The 15,828-nt window shown below is 31.3% G+C and carries 16 protein-coding genes; 10 read left to right on the top strand and 6 right to left on the bottom strand.

The annotated features are described in order from the left end of the window. Positions 1 to 55: 55 nt before the first annotated feature. On the bottom strand, positions 56 to 517 hold the full coding sequence (locus J8L88_RS21420; RefSeq protein ID WP_162897349.1) for a hypothetical protein: 462 nt from the start codon (positions 515 to 517) through the stop codon (positions 56 to 58). A gap of 400 nt (positions 518 to 917) precedes the next feature. Then, entirely contained in the window at positions 918 to 1,205 is a 288-nt protein-coding gene (locus J8L88_RS21425; RefSeq protein WP_211061804.1) for a hypothetical protein, read from the bottom strand. 311 nt (positions 1,206 to 1,516) lie between these two features. On the opposite strand from J8L88_RS21425, the gene J8L88_RS21430 reads away from it, so the two are divergent. After that, positions 1,517 to 2,059 (top strand): GNAT family N-acetyltransferase, encoded by a 543-nt coding sequence (locus J8L88_RS21430; protein ID WP_118386587.1) that lies wholly within the window; start codon positions 1,517 to 1,519, stop codon positions 2,057 to 2,059. Between the two features lie 6 nt (positions 2,060 to 2,065). Here J8L88_RS21430 and J8L88_RS21435 read toward each other — a convergent pair whose 3' ends face one another. From J8L88_RS21435 to J8L88_RS21445, 3 genes are all read right to left on the bottom strand, one after another. Beyond that, complete coding sequence (locus tag J8L88_RS21435; protein WP_081415641.1) at positions 2,066 to 2,929, bottom strand: SdiA-regulated domain-containing protein; 864 nt, start codon at positions 2,927 to 2,929, stop codon at positions 2,066 to 2,068. A gap of 10 nt (positions 2,930 to 2,939) precedes the next feature. Further along, complete coding sequence (locus tag J8L88_RS21440) at positions 2,940 to 3,392, bottom strand: Dps family protein (RefSeq protein WP_118386586.1); 453 nt, start codon at positions 3,390 to 3,392, stop codon at positions 2,940 to 2,942. A 94-nt stretch (positions 3,393 to 3,486) separates the two neighbouring features. Next, positions 3,487 to 4,041 (bottom strand): NUDIX domain-containing protein, encoded by a 555-nt coding sequence (locus J8L88_RS21445; protein ID WP_211061805.1) that lies wholly within the window; start codon positions 4,039 to 4,041, stop codon positions 3,487 to 3,489. A gap of 158 nt (positions 4,042 to 4,199) precedes the next feature. Here J8L88_RS21445 and J8L88_RS21450 point away from each other — a divergent pair, with 158 nt between their 5' ends. The 8 genes from J8L88_RS21450 (at position 4,200) to acs (ending at position 13,580) form a co-directional block, all read left to right on the top strand. Beyond that, a complete protein-coding gene (locus J8L88_RS21450) occupies positions 4,200 to 4,619 on the top strand; it encodes a helix-turn-helix domain-containing protein (RefSeq protein ID WP_027393974.1) in 420 nt (139 codons plus the stop codon). Between the two features lie 110 nt (positions 4,620 to 4,729). Further along, entirely contained in the window at positions 4,730 to 5,962 is a 1,233-nt protein-coding gene (locus J8L88_RS21455; RefSeq protein ID WP_211061806.1) for a hypothetical protein, read from the top strand. Positions 5,963 to 5,973: 11 nt separating this feature from the next. Beyond that, positions 5,974 to 6,237, top strand: coding sequence for a DUF4212 domain-containing protein (locus tag J8L88_RS21460; protein WP_027393972.1), 264 nt, complete (start codon positions 5,974 to 5,976; stop codon positions 6,235 to 6,237). 126 nt (positions 6,238 to 6,363) lie between these two features. Next, complete coding sequence (locus J8L88_RS21465) at positions 6,364 to 8,154, top strand: sodium:solute symporter family protein (protein WP_027393971.1); 1,791 nt, start codon at positions 6,364 to 6,366, stop codon at positions 8,152 to 8,154. A gap of 66 nt (positions 8,155 to 8,220) precedes the next feature. Next, entirely contained in the window at positions 8,221 to 8,415 is a 195-nt protein-coding gene (locus J8L88_RS21470) for a hypothetical protein (RefSeq protein WP_027393970.1), read from the top strand. Next, positions 8,408 to 11,107 carry a sensor histidine kinase gene (locus J8L88_RS21475; RefSeq protein WP_211061807.1) on the top strand — a complete coding sequence of 900 codons (2,700 nt, stop codon included), beginning with the start codon at positions 8,408 to 8,410 and terminating at the stop codon, positions 11,105 to 11,107. The genes J8L88_RS21470 and J8L88_RS21475 overlap by 8 nt, the downstream gene beginning before the upstream one ends. A gap of 60 nt (positions 11,108 to 11,167) precedes the next feature. Further along, entirely contained in the window at positions 11,168 to 11,533 is a 366-nt protein-coding gene (locus J8L88_RS21480) for a response regulator transcription factor (protein ID WP_027393968.1), read from the top strand. Positions 11,534 to 11,672: 139 nt separating this feature from the next. Continuing rightward, the gene (gene acs, locus J8L88_RS21485; protein ID WP_027393967.1) at positions 11,673 to 13,580 is read left to right on the top strand and encodes an acetate--CoA ligase; all 1,908 of its coding nucleotides are present in this window, start codon (positions 11,673 to 11,675) and stop codon (positions 13,578 to 13,580) included. A gap of 51 nt (positions 13,581 to 13,631) precedes the next feature. Here acs and J8L88_RS21490 read toward each other — a convergent pair whose 3' ends face one another. Next, positions 13,632 to 14,756: a M42 family metallopeptidase gene (locus J8L88_RS21490; protein WP_211061808.1), complete on the bottom strand. Its 1,125-nt coding sequence runs from the start codon at positions 14,754 to 14,756 to the stop codon at positions 13,632 to 13,634. 107 nt (positions 14,757 to 14,863) lie between these two features. Between J8L88_RS21490 and J8L88_RS21495 the strand changes: the two genes are divergently transcribed. Further along, positions 14,864 to 15,568 (top strand): DUF4294 domain-containing protein, encoded by a 705-nt coding sequence (locus J8L88_RS21495; protein WP_027393966.1) that lies wholly within the window; start codon positions 14,864 to 14,866, stop codon positions 15,566 to 15,568. Positions 15,569 to 15,828 lie beyond the last annotated feature (260 nt).

Genomic DNA, 15,828 nt, shown 5'->3' on the forward strand with positions numbered 1-15,828 from the left:
AAACCACCTAAGAACTAAACTTAGGCGGTTTTTCAATAATCTAATTTATTATTAACTAGAAATTAGGTTGTATACTTGATATTTCTGTTTGAATAGCAGGTTGAGAATTCATCCATATAGTTGGATTCTCTATAGATTTATAATGAAAATGGTTATCCGTTATGGTATTATTGCTTTTACCTGTATTGGATTTCATAATTATCATTGGTTTTTTGGTGTTAGCTTCGTTTGATGTTGAAGTAATAGGGTTTTCGTAGGAACCGGAGGCAATTACTTTAGAACCATTTTCAATGCTAATTGTAATTTTTGGGTTATTATTGTTTTTTAGAATTACACCTTCTTCTATGGTTAATATGGAGCCATTGGTCAACAGGATTTCTTTAGGAACTATATAGGTAGTATTTGCTATTAATGTAATGTCATTAATAATAGGACTTTTTAATTCTTTTTCTTGACTAAAAGAAAAAGAAGATAATAGGATTAGAACAAAACTTAGGGGCATGTAGTTTTTTATCATAATATTGTATTTGGGGTTAATATAACATGTAGGTTATTTCCTTCAAATTTATTAATAATTATATTAAAATGTGTTATTCGACTTTGTTTAATGTTGTTTTATTGTGAATATTATTGTTAATAACTTTTGTTTTACGGTTTTTTTATCTCAAAAACATAGTGTTACTAATAGGTTGATTATCAACTAAATTTATGAAGCGTCCCTCTTGTTGTTAATAACTATTTTCTTGTAATTGATTGTTTTGGTGTTTTTTACGATAATTAGAGTTCTATTCCGTTTGGAATATTGTAGTATTATTTTGTAAAAAAGGAGAGAAAATAAGAAACTCCCAATATAAGATGCGAAATATTAGGAGTTTCTATTAAGGAGCAATGAATTGCTCACAAAACAAAATATTATTTTAAAATAAATCTAAAGTAGTTCTTGGTATTGGTTTCGTTGATTTATTAACAGGTTCTAAATTAGTCTTAACTTTTTTATTGTTTATTTTGGTTTTCTCAATCAATTCAACTTTTCTAATATTAGAAGAAGCTAATTTTTTTTCGACAGTTTTTGAGTTATTATTTATAGTTTCATGTATTTTGTATTGATGAACTTTGTTAGCATCGTTAGTTACGTTTTGTTGAGAAAAAAGTAAACCAGATGAAAAAAAAGATATCATCAAGAGATAAGCTGGATAAGCTTTCATATATAGATAGGATTTTGGGGTTATATAGAGAAAAATAGTACGACGATATAGTATTCTTCAATAGCTAATTTACTAATAAAAAAATCTATAAAGCGCTAATAATCAACATGAAAAGCGTATTTATCTCTTGTTAATTGTTAAAAAGTAAGTTTTGTACTACTTTTTTTGATTTGTTTGGTGCTGATTTTACTGTTTTTGCCGATTAAAAGTTAAACCTTTAGTTTAAGTACTTAAGTGTTAATAACTTTTTTGTTTATTTTGGTAGTTTAGAGTTTGTAAGTGTTCTTGTATAATCTATAATTTAAATTATTTTGAAAGAGTTGGAGTTATTTACTGATCGATTACAATTAAAAATTGTTGATACGTCAAATTTATCTAAAATTCATGAGTTGCTCTCTGTTCCAGAAGTTGATCTTTATAACGCTTTGGGTATACCTACTAATAAAGAAGTCACAGATGTATATCTTCAGGAATGGATAGATGATTTCGAAATGAGAAAAGAGTTTGTTTTTGCAATATATATACAATCAAGTAAAGAATTTATTGGTTTAGTTTCTCTAAAAATTGGAAACCCTAAGTATAGTATAGGGTCCATTTGGTACAAGTTACATCCTAATTATTGGTCTAAGGGATATGCTACGGAGTCAGCTAAAAGAATTTTAAAATTTAGTTTCGAAAAAATTGGATTGCATAGGGTAGAAGCTGGTTGTGCTATAGATAATATAGGTTCTGTGAGAGTTTTGGAAAAAATAGGAATGATTAGAGAAGGTCATAAAAGAAAAGTGTTGCCACTTAAAACTGGTTGGTCAGATAATTATGAATTTGCTATGCTAGAGGAAGATTGGAATAACTAAGTGTAATTATTTTTCTAGCTGATATTGATATATTTTTCCTTTGGAATTCTTTCTTCGCTCATCGACAATAAATAAGGTAGAGTCATTTTTAAAACAAATCCCTTCTTTTTGAGAGAAGTGATTAAGTTTTATTTTTTCAATTTTTCCATTAAATAGATGATCACCTTCAAAGTCTGATAAGATAAATATTTTGTTATAAGTAAGAAGAGCAATTTTATTTCCTTTGGAATTTATGGCGGCACCAGATATAAAACAGTCATTAGGGTCACTACATGTTTTATACGTACCAATTAGTTTAGCAACTTGCTTTTTTCCAGGTGTATTTAAGAGTTTGTATAATTTTGTTTCACCATTAAATTTAGTACTCCTGTTTTTAGTAAAAAGATAGAAGCTTCCATCTTTATATATGAAAGCTTCTATATCAAAATTTCTTTTCTTTTTAGAGGGTGGAAACTTTTTTTGATCTTCTAGTGTAAACTCTATACTGCTTGTTTCAGGAGAATTTGATGTAATTCCTGATACAGTATAAATGGTAAGCTTCTTTCTCTTATTTTCATTATTCCCAAAATCTCCTATGTATAAATTATTCTGATGATCATAGGTCAAATCCTCCCAATCAATATTCTTGCTATTTGGGATTTTGATCTCATCTAAGATTTCTCCATTTTCAAGCAAACGAAAAAGTGTATGATCATTTCCAGAATCATTAATAGCATATAGATGTGAGTCATTTGGTAATCTGGTTACGCCAGATATTTCCTTTAAAGAATTTGATAAATGATTTACACTTAAAAAATCATGTTGACTTTTCTTTTGGCAACTAACAGATAGGGTAATACCTATTAAAAAAATGGAAATTTTTAGTTTCAATATATAAGTTTTAACTTTTTTGATTCCAGGCGTCTAACATCCAACTTGTTTTTTCTAAATCAGCAATATATGTGCCAGTAATATCTAAGGTACCTTCATCTCCAGCTACTTCAGCTTCTTTTGTTACAACTCTTAATTGCTTTAAAATAGTATCATGATCCTTAAGTATAGTTGTTATCATTTCATGATCTATTAAATTAGTTTCAGCTTCTTCTAAAGATGAAGTAGTTAAGTAAGAACTATAATTACTAATAGGTTTTGCTCTAAGAGTCAAAATTCTTTCAGCAATTTCGTCAATTTTTAGTTTAGCATCTTCATATAGCTCTTCAAATTTTAGATGTAATTCAAAAAAATTACGCCCGGTAATATTCCAATGAAAGTTTCTTAGCTTTTGATAGTACAAATGATAATCTGCTAATAAGACATTTAGTTCTTTTACGGTGTTGTTATTTAAATTTTTCATAGTTTTTATTTATTGATTTGTTTATTTCAATACAAAAATACTATAGTTTAAATGGTTTCAATTGAATTTACGATAGTTAGTAGTAATCGCGGCATTATTGGAATCGATTTGTGATTTCTTTAAGAATGAAATTATAATATTCGATATCATGAGGCACATATTCCTTTTTTATTTCTAAATCCTCCAGATGATTTTTAATAACTTGAATAGGAATTAATTTAACATCACAAACCTCTTCTTTCTGCAATGTAAGGTGCTCTATTGGCTTAGTTAATTTAGCTAAATACACATAATGAAATTCATTATCTATTATATGAACGTTCGGTTGCTTTTCTGATAGATAATTTCCAATAAACTCTAAGTCTGTTTTTTTAAGAGATAACCCAATTTCTTCTTCAGCCTCACGTATAGCAGAATCTTCTTTAAATTCTCCGGCACCAATATGCCCAGCAACAGAAACATCCCAAAGGTTTGGATAGGTATCCTTATTCCCAGCGCGTCGTTGGACTAAAACTTTTTTATCTATAGTATATAACCATATATGAACACTAGCGTGATATAATCCTAATTGATGTGCTTCAGATTTTAATCTAACTTCTCCAGTAGATTCAGCATTTTTATTTAAAATATCTATTAATTCGTCTGCCATTTTTTTGAAATACGATTATACTAATTTCCGATAAAATCATTCGTTATTATGAATTTTATATATAAATAACATTTATTTTTAGTATTTGTTGGTGTTTAATGTAATTGTTTGTTAAATTTTTATTGCTAAATTAATATATTTATGCAAATTTAATATATATGAAAATCGAAACCTGCCCAAACTGTGGATCTAACAAATATATTAAAAGTGGAATAGTTTCTAATAGACAAAGATACAAGTGTAAATCCTGCAATTATTATTTTTCGGTAAATAAGATAGGTAAGAAAATCGATGATTATTATGTTAATAAAGCGCTGCAACTGTATTTAGAAGGGTTAACTTATCGAGAAATCGAACGGGTTTTGGGGGTGTCTCATGTTAGCATTATGAATTGGGTAAAAAAATATAATATAAAGAGGCCTTATAATCATAATTATCATCCTACATATAAGATTCTCAGTGGATCAGAGTTGTCGATTTACTTTCAAAACTCAACTAATTTATCAGGAGCAGGTTTCGTAATTACAGAACTAGGAGATAAGTTTATGTTAATAAGATGGGAACGATTTAGGAATTAGATATATTAAATTAACAAAAAAGTATAGTACTTTTTTGTTAACTCATTCTTTTTATGAGATTAGCAGTGTGCACACAATCATTTTAATACTAATCTAATCTCTAAAACTTTATGATAAAGCAATTTATATTGCTGGTTGGGATTTTTCTATTTCTCTTTCAGTATTCATATTCACAGGGGTCTCCAGACTATACTGGTGGTTTAAAAGTGAAACTTAATGAAGATGGGTCTAAATATTTCAGAGTAATATCGTGGGCTCAGTTCTGGGCTCAATATAATGATGATGTCCCCGATGATGTAAGTAATACTAATTTTAGTATCAGACGTGCAAGAGTACTTTTGTATTCGCAAATCAATAAAGACTTTCTTATTCTTACGCATTTTGGGCTTAATAGTTTAAATGCGGATAATCAAAGTCCAACCGGACTGGGCGAAAGTTCTCAATTATTCTTCCACGGTGTGTGGGTACAATATAGTTTAGGAACAAATCATGCAATAGGAGCAGGGTTGCACTATTGGAATGGTATTTCTAGATTAAATAATCAGAGTACTTTAAATATAATGACTTTAGATAATAATCGACAATCTTGGGCAACTATTGGTTTATCTGATCAGTTTGCTCGACATATTGGAGTTTATGCAAAAGGATCTTTTGGTAATTTCTCATATCAAGTATCCGTTAATGAGTCTATAACAAACAATCTTCAAGATGCGGTAGATCCAGTAGCCAATGGTTCGGCAGTTTATGCAGGACGCAGATTATTAGGATCTAAGGATGCAGGTAAAAACTTTGCAGGATATTTTGAATATAATTTTATGGATAAAGAATCAAACTTCTTACCTTACAAAGTAGGAACGTACCTAGGTGGTAAGAAAGTCTTTAATGTTGGTGCTGGATTCTTCTATCATCCAGATGGTAGCGTACTTGCTAACGATGATGGGACATTAGAAGGAGAAGATGTAGCTATATTAGCTGTGGATGCTTTTTATGATGCACCTATAGGAAGTAATGGCTCCGCAATTACGGCATATGCAACCTATCAAAATAATGATTATGGAAAAGATTTTACTTTAGGACAAACGTATGAAACAGGATCCATGTTGTATAGCCATGTTGGGTATGTGATTCCTAATACAGATAAGAAAATAAAGTTTCAACCTTATGCATTGTTTAAAACCAGATCTATAGATGCTATTGATGATAATGCTACAAGTTTTGGAATTGGAGCAAATGCATATATCAGCGGACATAACTCTAAATTAACACTAGAGTATCAAAATACAAAATATGGCGATAATAGTGCCCAAGGATTATTAACGTTGCAAGCAATGATTTATCTATAAAATCTAATATTATGACAGAAAAAAGGAAAAAAGCAAAAGCGTACTGGAAGGAAAATGTAAAATACCTTTTTATACTACTTGCTATCTGGTTTTTAGTTTCTTACGGAGCAGGAATTTTGTTTAAAGATGCTTTAAATAATATTCGACTTGGAGGTTTTAGGTTAGGTTTTTGGTTTGCTCAACAAGGTTCAATTTATGTGTTTGTGATCTTGATTTTCGTATATGTTCGGTTAATGAATAAGCTAGATAAAAAGTACGGATATGATACTGATTAGAATTTTGTTGTTGTGGTTAGAAATTAAGCACACACGTTGAATGAGGCTTTATTGCTTGTAACTAACCTTGGTGTTTAATAACCAAAGGTTAAATAAAATTAAAATAACAATTTAAGATATAAAATTATGAATGTTCAATTATGGACTTATATTATCGTAGGAATTACGTTTGCATTATATATAGGTATTGCAATTTGGTCAAGAGCGGGATCTACCAAAGAATTTTATGTTGCTGGAGGTGGAGTATCACCTTTAGCTAATGGTATGGCAACAGCCGCGGATTGGATGAGTGCTGCTTCTTTTATTTCCATGGCGGGAATCATTGCTTTTGCGGGATATGACGGTGCGGTCTATTTAATGGGATGGACTGGCGGTTATGTGCTGTTGGCATTATTATTGGCACCATATCTCCGTAAATTCGGGAAATTTACTGTTCCAGATTTCATTGGCGATCGATATTATTCTAAAACGGCTAGATCAGTAGCGGTGTTCTGTGCTTTGTTGGTTTCTTTTACCTATGTCGCAGGACAGATGCGAGGCGTGGGAATTGTTTTTTCTCGTTTTTTAGAAGTTGAGATTAATACAGGTGTAATCATTGGGATGATTATAGTTCTTTTTTATGCGGTATTAGGAGGAATGAAAGGAATTACATATACACAAGTAGCACAATATTGTGTTTTGATATTTGCTTTTATGGTTCCAGCAATTTTTATCTCTATTCAAATGACAGGGAATCCAATTCCTCAATTAGGATTTGGAGGTACTGTAACTGACGGCTCCGAAATGTATTTATTAGATAAGTTAGACGGACTTAGTACTGAACTGGGTTTTGCAGCTTATACTGATGGTTCTAAATCATTATTAGATGTTTTTGCAATAACATTGGCTTTAATGGTTGGTACAGCAGGTTTACCACACGTGATTGTTCGTTTTTTCACTGTAAAGCGAGTAAAAGATGCTCGTAAATCGGCGGGATATGCACTTCTTTTAATTGCAATTTTATATACAACTGCACCGGCAGTTGCGGTTTTTGCAAAAACCAATTTGATAGAATCAGTTCAGAATAAGAAGTATGAAGAACTGCCAGCTTGGTTTAAAAACTGGGAAGATACTGGTTTATTAGGATGGGTAGATAAAAACAAAGATGGTCAAGTCCAATATTCGAGTGGTCACGCGGTGGAAGGGAATAAGAATAAACCTGTATTTGATGGAAAAAATCGCGGCGAAAAAGGTGAACGAGTAATTACAAATGTTAATGCAGCTACGAAAAACGAACTTTTTGTAGATAGAGATATTATGGTTTTAGCGAATCCTGAGATTGCAAATCTACCAAACTGGGTAATAGCATTAGTTGCTGCAGGAGGATTGGCAGCTGCTTTATCCACAGCAGCTGGTTTGTTACTTGTGATTTCTTCTTCAGTATCTCATGATTTGATAAAGAAAATGATTAAGCCGGATATTTCTGAAAAAGGAGAGCTGATCGCTGCACGTCTTTCTGCAGTAGCAGCGGTATGTGTTGCTGGTTATTTTGGTATTAATCCACCTGGATTCGTAGCAGCAGTGGTTGCCTTGGCCTTCGGCTTGGCAGCAGCATCATTTTTTCCAGCGATTGTATTAGGTATTTTTTATAAAAGAATGAATAAAGAAGGTGCAATAGCCGGAATGGTAGTTGGTATTTTATGTATGCTATTGTATATGATAAAATATAAATTAGGTTGGTTTGATGAAACACTTCCTTCATCTAGTGAATGGTGGTTTGGTATTTCTCCAGAAGGTTTTGGTGCAGTAGCTATGGTTATTAATTTTATAGTTTCTATAGTAGTCTGTAAACTCACTGCGGCGCCACCTCAAGATGTTCAAGAAATTGTAGAAAATATTAGAATACCGAGCGGAGCAGGAGAAGCCGTAAATCATTAATAAAAGATATAGAGGCCTATGTGAGTTTTGTTAATCGCATAGGCTTTAAAAGCATAATAATATTGCATGAAAAAACGACATCAACAAAAATTGATCATACTATCATTAGTGTTGTTATTACTTTTTAATATCCCATTGGTGTTAATATTTAACCATTCAGGAAGTGTATTGGGGTTTCCTATAATGTTTTTTTCTATTTTTTTGATTTGGGCTATTGGAGTTTTAATAGCTGCAATTATTTTAATGAAGTATTATGAATAATTATATTTTAATATTCATAATTATAATATACCTGGCACTTTTGTTTGGGATTGCTCTATGGGCAGAAAAAAAAGCGAAAAGTAGTTGGGTCAATAATGCATATGTATATACTTTATCATTAGCGGTTTATTGTTCAGCTTGGACATATTATGGTAGTGTAGGGATTGCAGCTACATCAGGTATAAGCTTTTTGACAACATATTTGGGGCCGGTAATTGCATTTCCTCTATGGATTATAGTATTAAAAAAGATAATAAGAATCTCCAAGGAACAAAAGATATCAAGTATCGCTGATTTTGTTTCTTTACGCTATGGTAATAACCGATTCTTGGGAGCGTTGGTGACTATAATTTGTGTGATCAGTATTGTACCATACATTTCATTGCAATTAAAAGCAGTATCCGAAACATTTGCGATTATTTCTATAGATACAAGTCTTTCTTCAGCTTCAATTTTCCAAGACACTACGTTTTACGTAGCATTATTATTAGCTGTTTTTGCGGCGTTTTTTGGAACTCAACTTACTGATGCTACCAGAAGAAGACAGGGAATTGTGTTTTCTGTAGCAGTAGAATCAGTTTTAAAATTAGTTTTCTTTTTAACAATTGGGATTTACGTCACTTATTTTTTATTTGATGGAACCACTGATATTTATGATAAAATTTCCAAAGTTGAAAATTTTGAATCACTTACTACACTTAATGGTTTAGAAGCCGGTATTAATTGGTATTTTATGATCGCATTGTCGTTTTTTGCTATTTTTCTATTACCGAGACAGTTTCAGGTTTCTGTTATAGAAAATACATCAGAAAAGCACCTTAAGAAGGCAATTTGGTTATTTCCATTATATCTTTTGTTATTTAATTTATTTGTAATATTTGTTGCTTGGGGAGGAAAATTAAGTCTTGGCGATAATCTTAATCCGGATTATTATACATTGTTGTTGCCACTGCAAAATGATAACATATTTCTGGCTACTTTGGTCTTTTTAGGAGGATTTTCTGCAGTAATTTCTATGGTAGTAGTTTCTACATTGGCATTATCGGTAATGCTAAGTAATAATCTAATTATTCCTTATGGTTTTCTTGATAAGTTTAGTAGAAGTCATCCGGAACGAAATGCTTATTATATTAAAAACATTAGAAGAACTGCAATCTTTATATTGATCGTTGGAGCCTATTTGTTTTATATTAATTTTAATGTGCAATTATCTTTGTTTTCAATCGGACAAATTTCTTTTGTAGTTATATCGCAATTAGCACCAGCATTTTTTATTGGATTGTTTTGGAACAGAGGTTCGGCGATTGCCGCCAAAGCATCGATAATTACGGGAACATTGATAACAGTGTATACATTAATCTTACCATTCGTAATGGATATTATATTGGGCGATACTGGTTTTATTCGCAATGGAGCTTTTGGGATAGAACTATTAAAACCGTATGAATTATTTGGAATAGATTTTATGACACCGGTTACTCATGCATTCTTTTGGAGTTTGTTTTTTAATACCTTGGTGTATTTATCAGTTTCTCTTTCTAGAAAAGGAAATTATAGGGAGCGTAATTATGCCGAAATGTTTGTTAATAATAGTTATAATTCTCTTCAGGAGAGTGCATATGTATGGAAAGGAGAAGCCTATGTTTCAGATATTAGAAACCTATTAACTAAATTTCTTGGTACCACAAGAACCGAAAGAGCTTTGAAATTATTTTATAAAAAATATGGTTTATCTATTAATGAAGAAAAAGCAGATGCCCGATTAATTAATTTTTCAGAAAAACTATTAACCGGAAGCATTGGAGGAGCTTCTTCACGAATCTTGATTGCTAGTGTTGTAAAGGAACAACCTGTTACGTTGGTAGAAGTTTTAAAAATTTTAGAAGAAAGCAAAAAAACAATTTCAACAAATAAATTTTTAAAACAAAGATCAAATGAACTTATTGAACTAACGGAAGAGTTAAAACAAGCGAATGAAGAATTGAAACTTCAGGATAAAATAAAGGATGAATTTTTAGATACAGTAGCGCATGAACTTAAAACTCCGATTACATCTATAAGAGCAGCGGCAGAAGTTTTATTAGATGATGAAGATGATATGCCAAGTGAATTGAAAACACAATTCTTAAGTACTGTTCTAATGGATGCAAAAAGACTTTCTCGATTAATACATAATATACTTGATTTAGAGAAACTTTCTTCTGGTAGAGAAATTTTTGATAAAAAGAATAATAATTTGGTTGATACCTTAAAACAAATAATTACTGGGGTATCAACGATAACAAAACAAAAGGAAATTAAAATTATTACCTCTGATTTACCTGACAAAATTCTTGTTTTTTATGATGAGGACAGGATGCAACAGGTCTTTACTAATGTTTTATCTAATGCGATTAAATTTGTAGAGAATAAAAATGGATTGATAACAATTACACTTTCAGAAGTTGATAACCTTGTTAGAATAATAATACAGGATAACGGGAAAGGTATTTCCGAGGGAGATAGAAAATACATTTTTGATAAGTTTTACCAGTCAAATAATCAAAATATTAAGAAACCTGTTGGTAGCGGATTGGGATTGGCTATCTGTAAACAAATTATGGAAGGGCATTCAGGTAAAATATGGATTGATGATTCTTTTAGTAAAGGGGCTAGGTTTATTATTGATTTGCCACAAAATGTAATAAGCTAATTTTTAGAAATGAAATAAAAAGAAATTTTATCTTACGAAAGGATAGAAAACCTACGACAAATGCAGAAAAAAATATTAATAGTAGATGATGAGCCTAATATAGTAATGTCTCTAGAATATACTTTTAAAAAACAAAATTATGAAGTTTTTATCGCTAGAGATGGAAGTGAAGCTATTCAGATTTTAGAAACACAGATACCGGACGTAGTATTATTGGATATAATGATGCCCAATGTGGATGGATATCAAACAATTGAATATATAAGAAAGAATCCAAAAACAGAAAATATTAAAGTAGTGTTCTTAAGTGCTAAAAACAAAACTGCTGATATAGAAAAAGGATTAGAAATGGGGGCTGATAAATATTTATTAAAACCATTTTCGGTTAAAAAAGTAGTGGCAGAAATAAAAACTTTAATTGAATAAAAAAAACAGAGTATTAGATGTTAAAAAAACATAAGTAAATGTTTTTTAGCAACAATAAAGTGTTGTTTGCCTAAATAATTATGTAAGGTAAAATGATTATTAAGAAATTGAATATTAAAAAAATATAAAACCAACTATAATGAGTAATTATCACATAAAACATCTTGAAGAATATTTTCAGGTATATAGAAAATCTGTTAGGAATCCAGAGCTTTTTTGGAGTGAAATAGCAGAAGAACATTTTTTATGGAGAAAGAAATGGGATAAGGTACTGGAATGGGATTTTACCAAACCAGAAGTAAAATGGTTCCAAGGCGCAAAATTGAACATTACAGAAAATTGTATAGATAGGCATTTATATGTTCGAGGAGATAAAACGGCCATTTTGTTCGAACCTAATAATCCTAAAGATCCTACAGAGCATATTACATATAATCAATTGCACGAACGAGTGTGTAAATTTGCGAATGTTCTTAAAAGTAAAGGGATTCAAAAAGGAGATAGAGTTTGTATTTATCTTCCAATGATCCCAGAATTAGCAATTTCAGTTTTAGCTTGTGCAAGAATAGGTGCTATTCATTCTGTAGTATTTGCGGGGTTTTCTGCCACAGCATTGTCAACTAGGATTAACGACTGTGATGCTAAAATGGTTATTACCTCCGATGGATCCTATAGAGGAGCAAAAACAATTGATCTAAAAAGTATTGTAGATGATGCATTAGAAGATTGTCCTGGGATTAATTCTGTTCTGGTGGTAAAAAGAATAAAGTCTGATATACAGATGAAACCAGATCGAGATGAATGGTTACAGCCTTTACTAGATAGTGCAGATACCGAATGTATTCCTGAGGTCATGGATGCAGAGGATCCTCTATTTATATTATATACCTCTGGTTCTACAGGAAAACCAAAAGGTATGATGCATACTACTGCGGGTTATATGGTCTATACTGCATATAGTTTTAAAAATGTTTTTCAATACAAGGAAGATGATATTTATTGGTGTACGGCTGATATAGGGTGGATTACAGGACATTCATATATTGTATATGGCCCATTAGCAAATGGAGCGACAACAGTAATGTTTGAAGGAGTACCATCCTATCCCGATTTTGGAAGGTTTTGGGATATAGTTCAAAAGCATAAGATTACTCAGTTTTATACTGCTCCAACAGCTATAAGAGCTTTGGCGAAGGAAAATTTAGATTATGTTACTGAGTACGATTTATCAAGTCTAAAGGTGTTAGGTACGGTTGGAGAACCAATAAATGAAGAAGCTTGGCATTGGTATAATGATCATGTAGGTGAAAAGAAATGTCCAATAGTAGATACTTGGTGGCAAACTGAAACAGGAGGAATCTTAATTTCACCTATTCCTTTTGCGACACCAACAAAGCCTACATATGCAACACTTCCAATGCCTGGTGTACAACCGGTACTTATGGATGAAAATGGAAATGAAATTGAAGGAAATCAGGTAGAAGGAAGATTGTGTGTTAAGTTTCCTTGGCCTTCCATAGCAAGAACTATTTGGGGTAACCATAAGAGATATAAGGATACTTATTTTTCTGCGTTTAATAATAAATACTTTACTGGAGACGGAGCTTTCAGAGATGAGGTTGGGTATTATAGGATAACCGGTAGAGTAGATGATGTGATTATTGTATCCGGTCATAATTTGGGAACTGCACCAATAGAAGATGCAATTAATGAACATCCTGCGGTAGCAGAATCGGCCATTGTCGGCTTTCCGCACGATATTAAAGGAAATGCCTTGTATGGTTTTGTAATTCTTAAAGAAGTTGGAGAATCTAGAGATCGTGATAATTTGAGCAAAGAGGTGAATCAACAAATAACTGAACGTATAGGACCGATTGCTAAATTAGATAAAATTCAATTCGTATCCGGATTGCCTAAAACCAGAAGTGGGAAGATTATGAGGCGTATCTTGAGAAAGATAGCTTCTAAAGATACATCGAACCTTGGAGATACGAGTACATTATTAAATCCAGAAGTAGTTCAAGAGATAATGGATAATGCACTGTAGTATTTTCTGTATTAATTAAAAAGCCTCGCAAATGCGAGGCTTTTTAATTTGTTATTTTTTTGATTTAGCTCTTGCTCTAGGTTTAGGTTTTTCAAAATAACTAAAAGTTTCTCCCGATTTTATAGAAAGCAAACTTTCGTAAATAAGACGTATAACATTTTCTACATCATCTTTATGAACCATTTCTACAGTAGTATGCATATAGCGAAGAGGTAAAGAGATTAATGCCGATGCAACACCACCATTACTATATGCAAATGCATCAGTGTCCGTTCCTGTTGATCTACTTGATGCCATGCGCTGAAAAGGTATTTTCTTTTTTTCTGCAGTATCAATCAACAATTCTCTAAGTCTATTTTGTACAGCAGGAGCATAAGAAATTACAGGGCCATCACCAATTTTGGTTTCACCTTCAGTTTTTCTTTCTATCATAGGAGTGGTTGTGTCATGACAGACATCCGTTACGATAGCTACATCGGGTTGTATAGTATGCGTGATCATTTCGGCACCTCTAAGACCAATTTCTTCTTGTACAGAATTAGTAATATAAAGACCAAAATCAAGTTTATCCTTGTTTTCCTTTAGTAAACGAGCAACTTCAGCGATCATAAAACCACCCATTCTGTTATCTAAAGCACGACAAACAAACTTATCATTATTAAGAATAAAAAACTCGTCAGGATATGTTATTACACAACCAACATGAACTCCAAGAGCTAATACTTCCTCTTTGGTATTGCACCCAACATCAATACATATGTTACTTAATTTAGGAGCTTCTTCTTTAGCTTTATTTCTTGTGTGGATTGCTGGCCAACCGAATACGCCTTGTACAATTCCTTTTTTTGTATGAATGTTTACGCGCTTTGATGTCGCTATTTGGTGATCACTACCGCCATTTCTAATAACATAAATTAAACCATTGTCCGTAATATAGTTTACATACCATGAAATTTCATCAGCGTGCCCTTCAATTACTACTTTGTATTTAGCTTTAGGATTAATGACAGCAACAGCAGTTCCATATGTATCAGTAATAAAATCATCTACATAAGGTTTTAAATAATCCATCCAGATTTTTTGCCCTTCCCATTCATAACCTGTAGGCGCCGCATTGTTCAAATACTTCTCAAGAAAAGTCAAAGACTTTTTATTTAGTATACTTTTTTTAGCCATTTATATAAATTTGTTTTGTACGAAGTTAATAATATTCACAAAGATTTTACAGTTTACAAACTGTTTATTGTTAATTTTGGAATGATTTTAGAAGATCAATATCTATTATGCAGAAAAAAATAATGTACATATTAATGATATTATTTCCATTGACGGTTTTGTGTCAAAAGGAAATAGATTCAATAAAAACTGATTCTACGGGGTATGTACAATACTATATTATAGAAGGAGATACGATTCCACACGATGCTATTGACCTTGATGAAGTGGTGATATTGGGTAAGTTGAAATTTAAAGATAGACTAGCAAGAAGAAAGTATCTTATATTAAGACGCAAAACAAGAAAAGTTTATCCATACGCAAAATTAGCATCAGATAGGCTAACAACGTTAAATGAAAGATTAAAAAATATTAAGTCTAAAAGTGCTCGTAAAAAATATGTAAAAATACTTCAGAAGTATATGGAAGAAGAATTTACAGCAGAGTTAAAAAAGATGACGCGTACAGAAGGACAGATTTTAGTAAAGTTAATTCACAGGCAAACTGGTCAGACAATGTTTGATTTGGTAAAGGAATATAGAAGTGGTTGGAAAGCATTCTGGTATAATAGTACAGCTAAACTTTTTAGTATTTCCTTAAAAGAAGAATATGATCCTATTAATGTAGAGGAAGATTATTGGATCGAAGATATTCTACAAAGAAGTTTTCAATCTAATATATTAGAAGAACAAAAAACGGCATTGGATTTTAGTTTTTATGACCTTAGAAACAAATGGAACGATACAATTAAAACTACTGCCACAAAGAATTAGTGTTATTATATTTCTTTTATTTAATAAGTACTCTTTTTAATACTATCTCCTAGAAAACTTCTGATTTATTGATATTGATAATCTAAGTTTTAATTTAAGATGTTGTAGTTGTGGTTTTTATGGATTTAGGGAGTGAGAAAAGCTGTGCTTGTATTGTTAAAAACTTTTATCCTTTATTTTGATTTATTTTATTATCTTCGCTTTCCAACTTTTTAAAAACCAGTAAGTTCAAAATTTCTTTAAAAAAATACTTATTTTTT

The sequence above is a fragment of the Aquimarina sp. MMG015 genome, from assembly GCF_018100855.1.
Taxonomy (GTDB): Bacteria; Bacteroidota; Bacteroidia; order Flavobacteriales; family Flavobacteriaceae; genus Aquimarina; species Aquimarina latercula.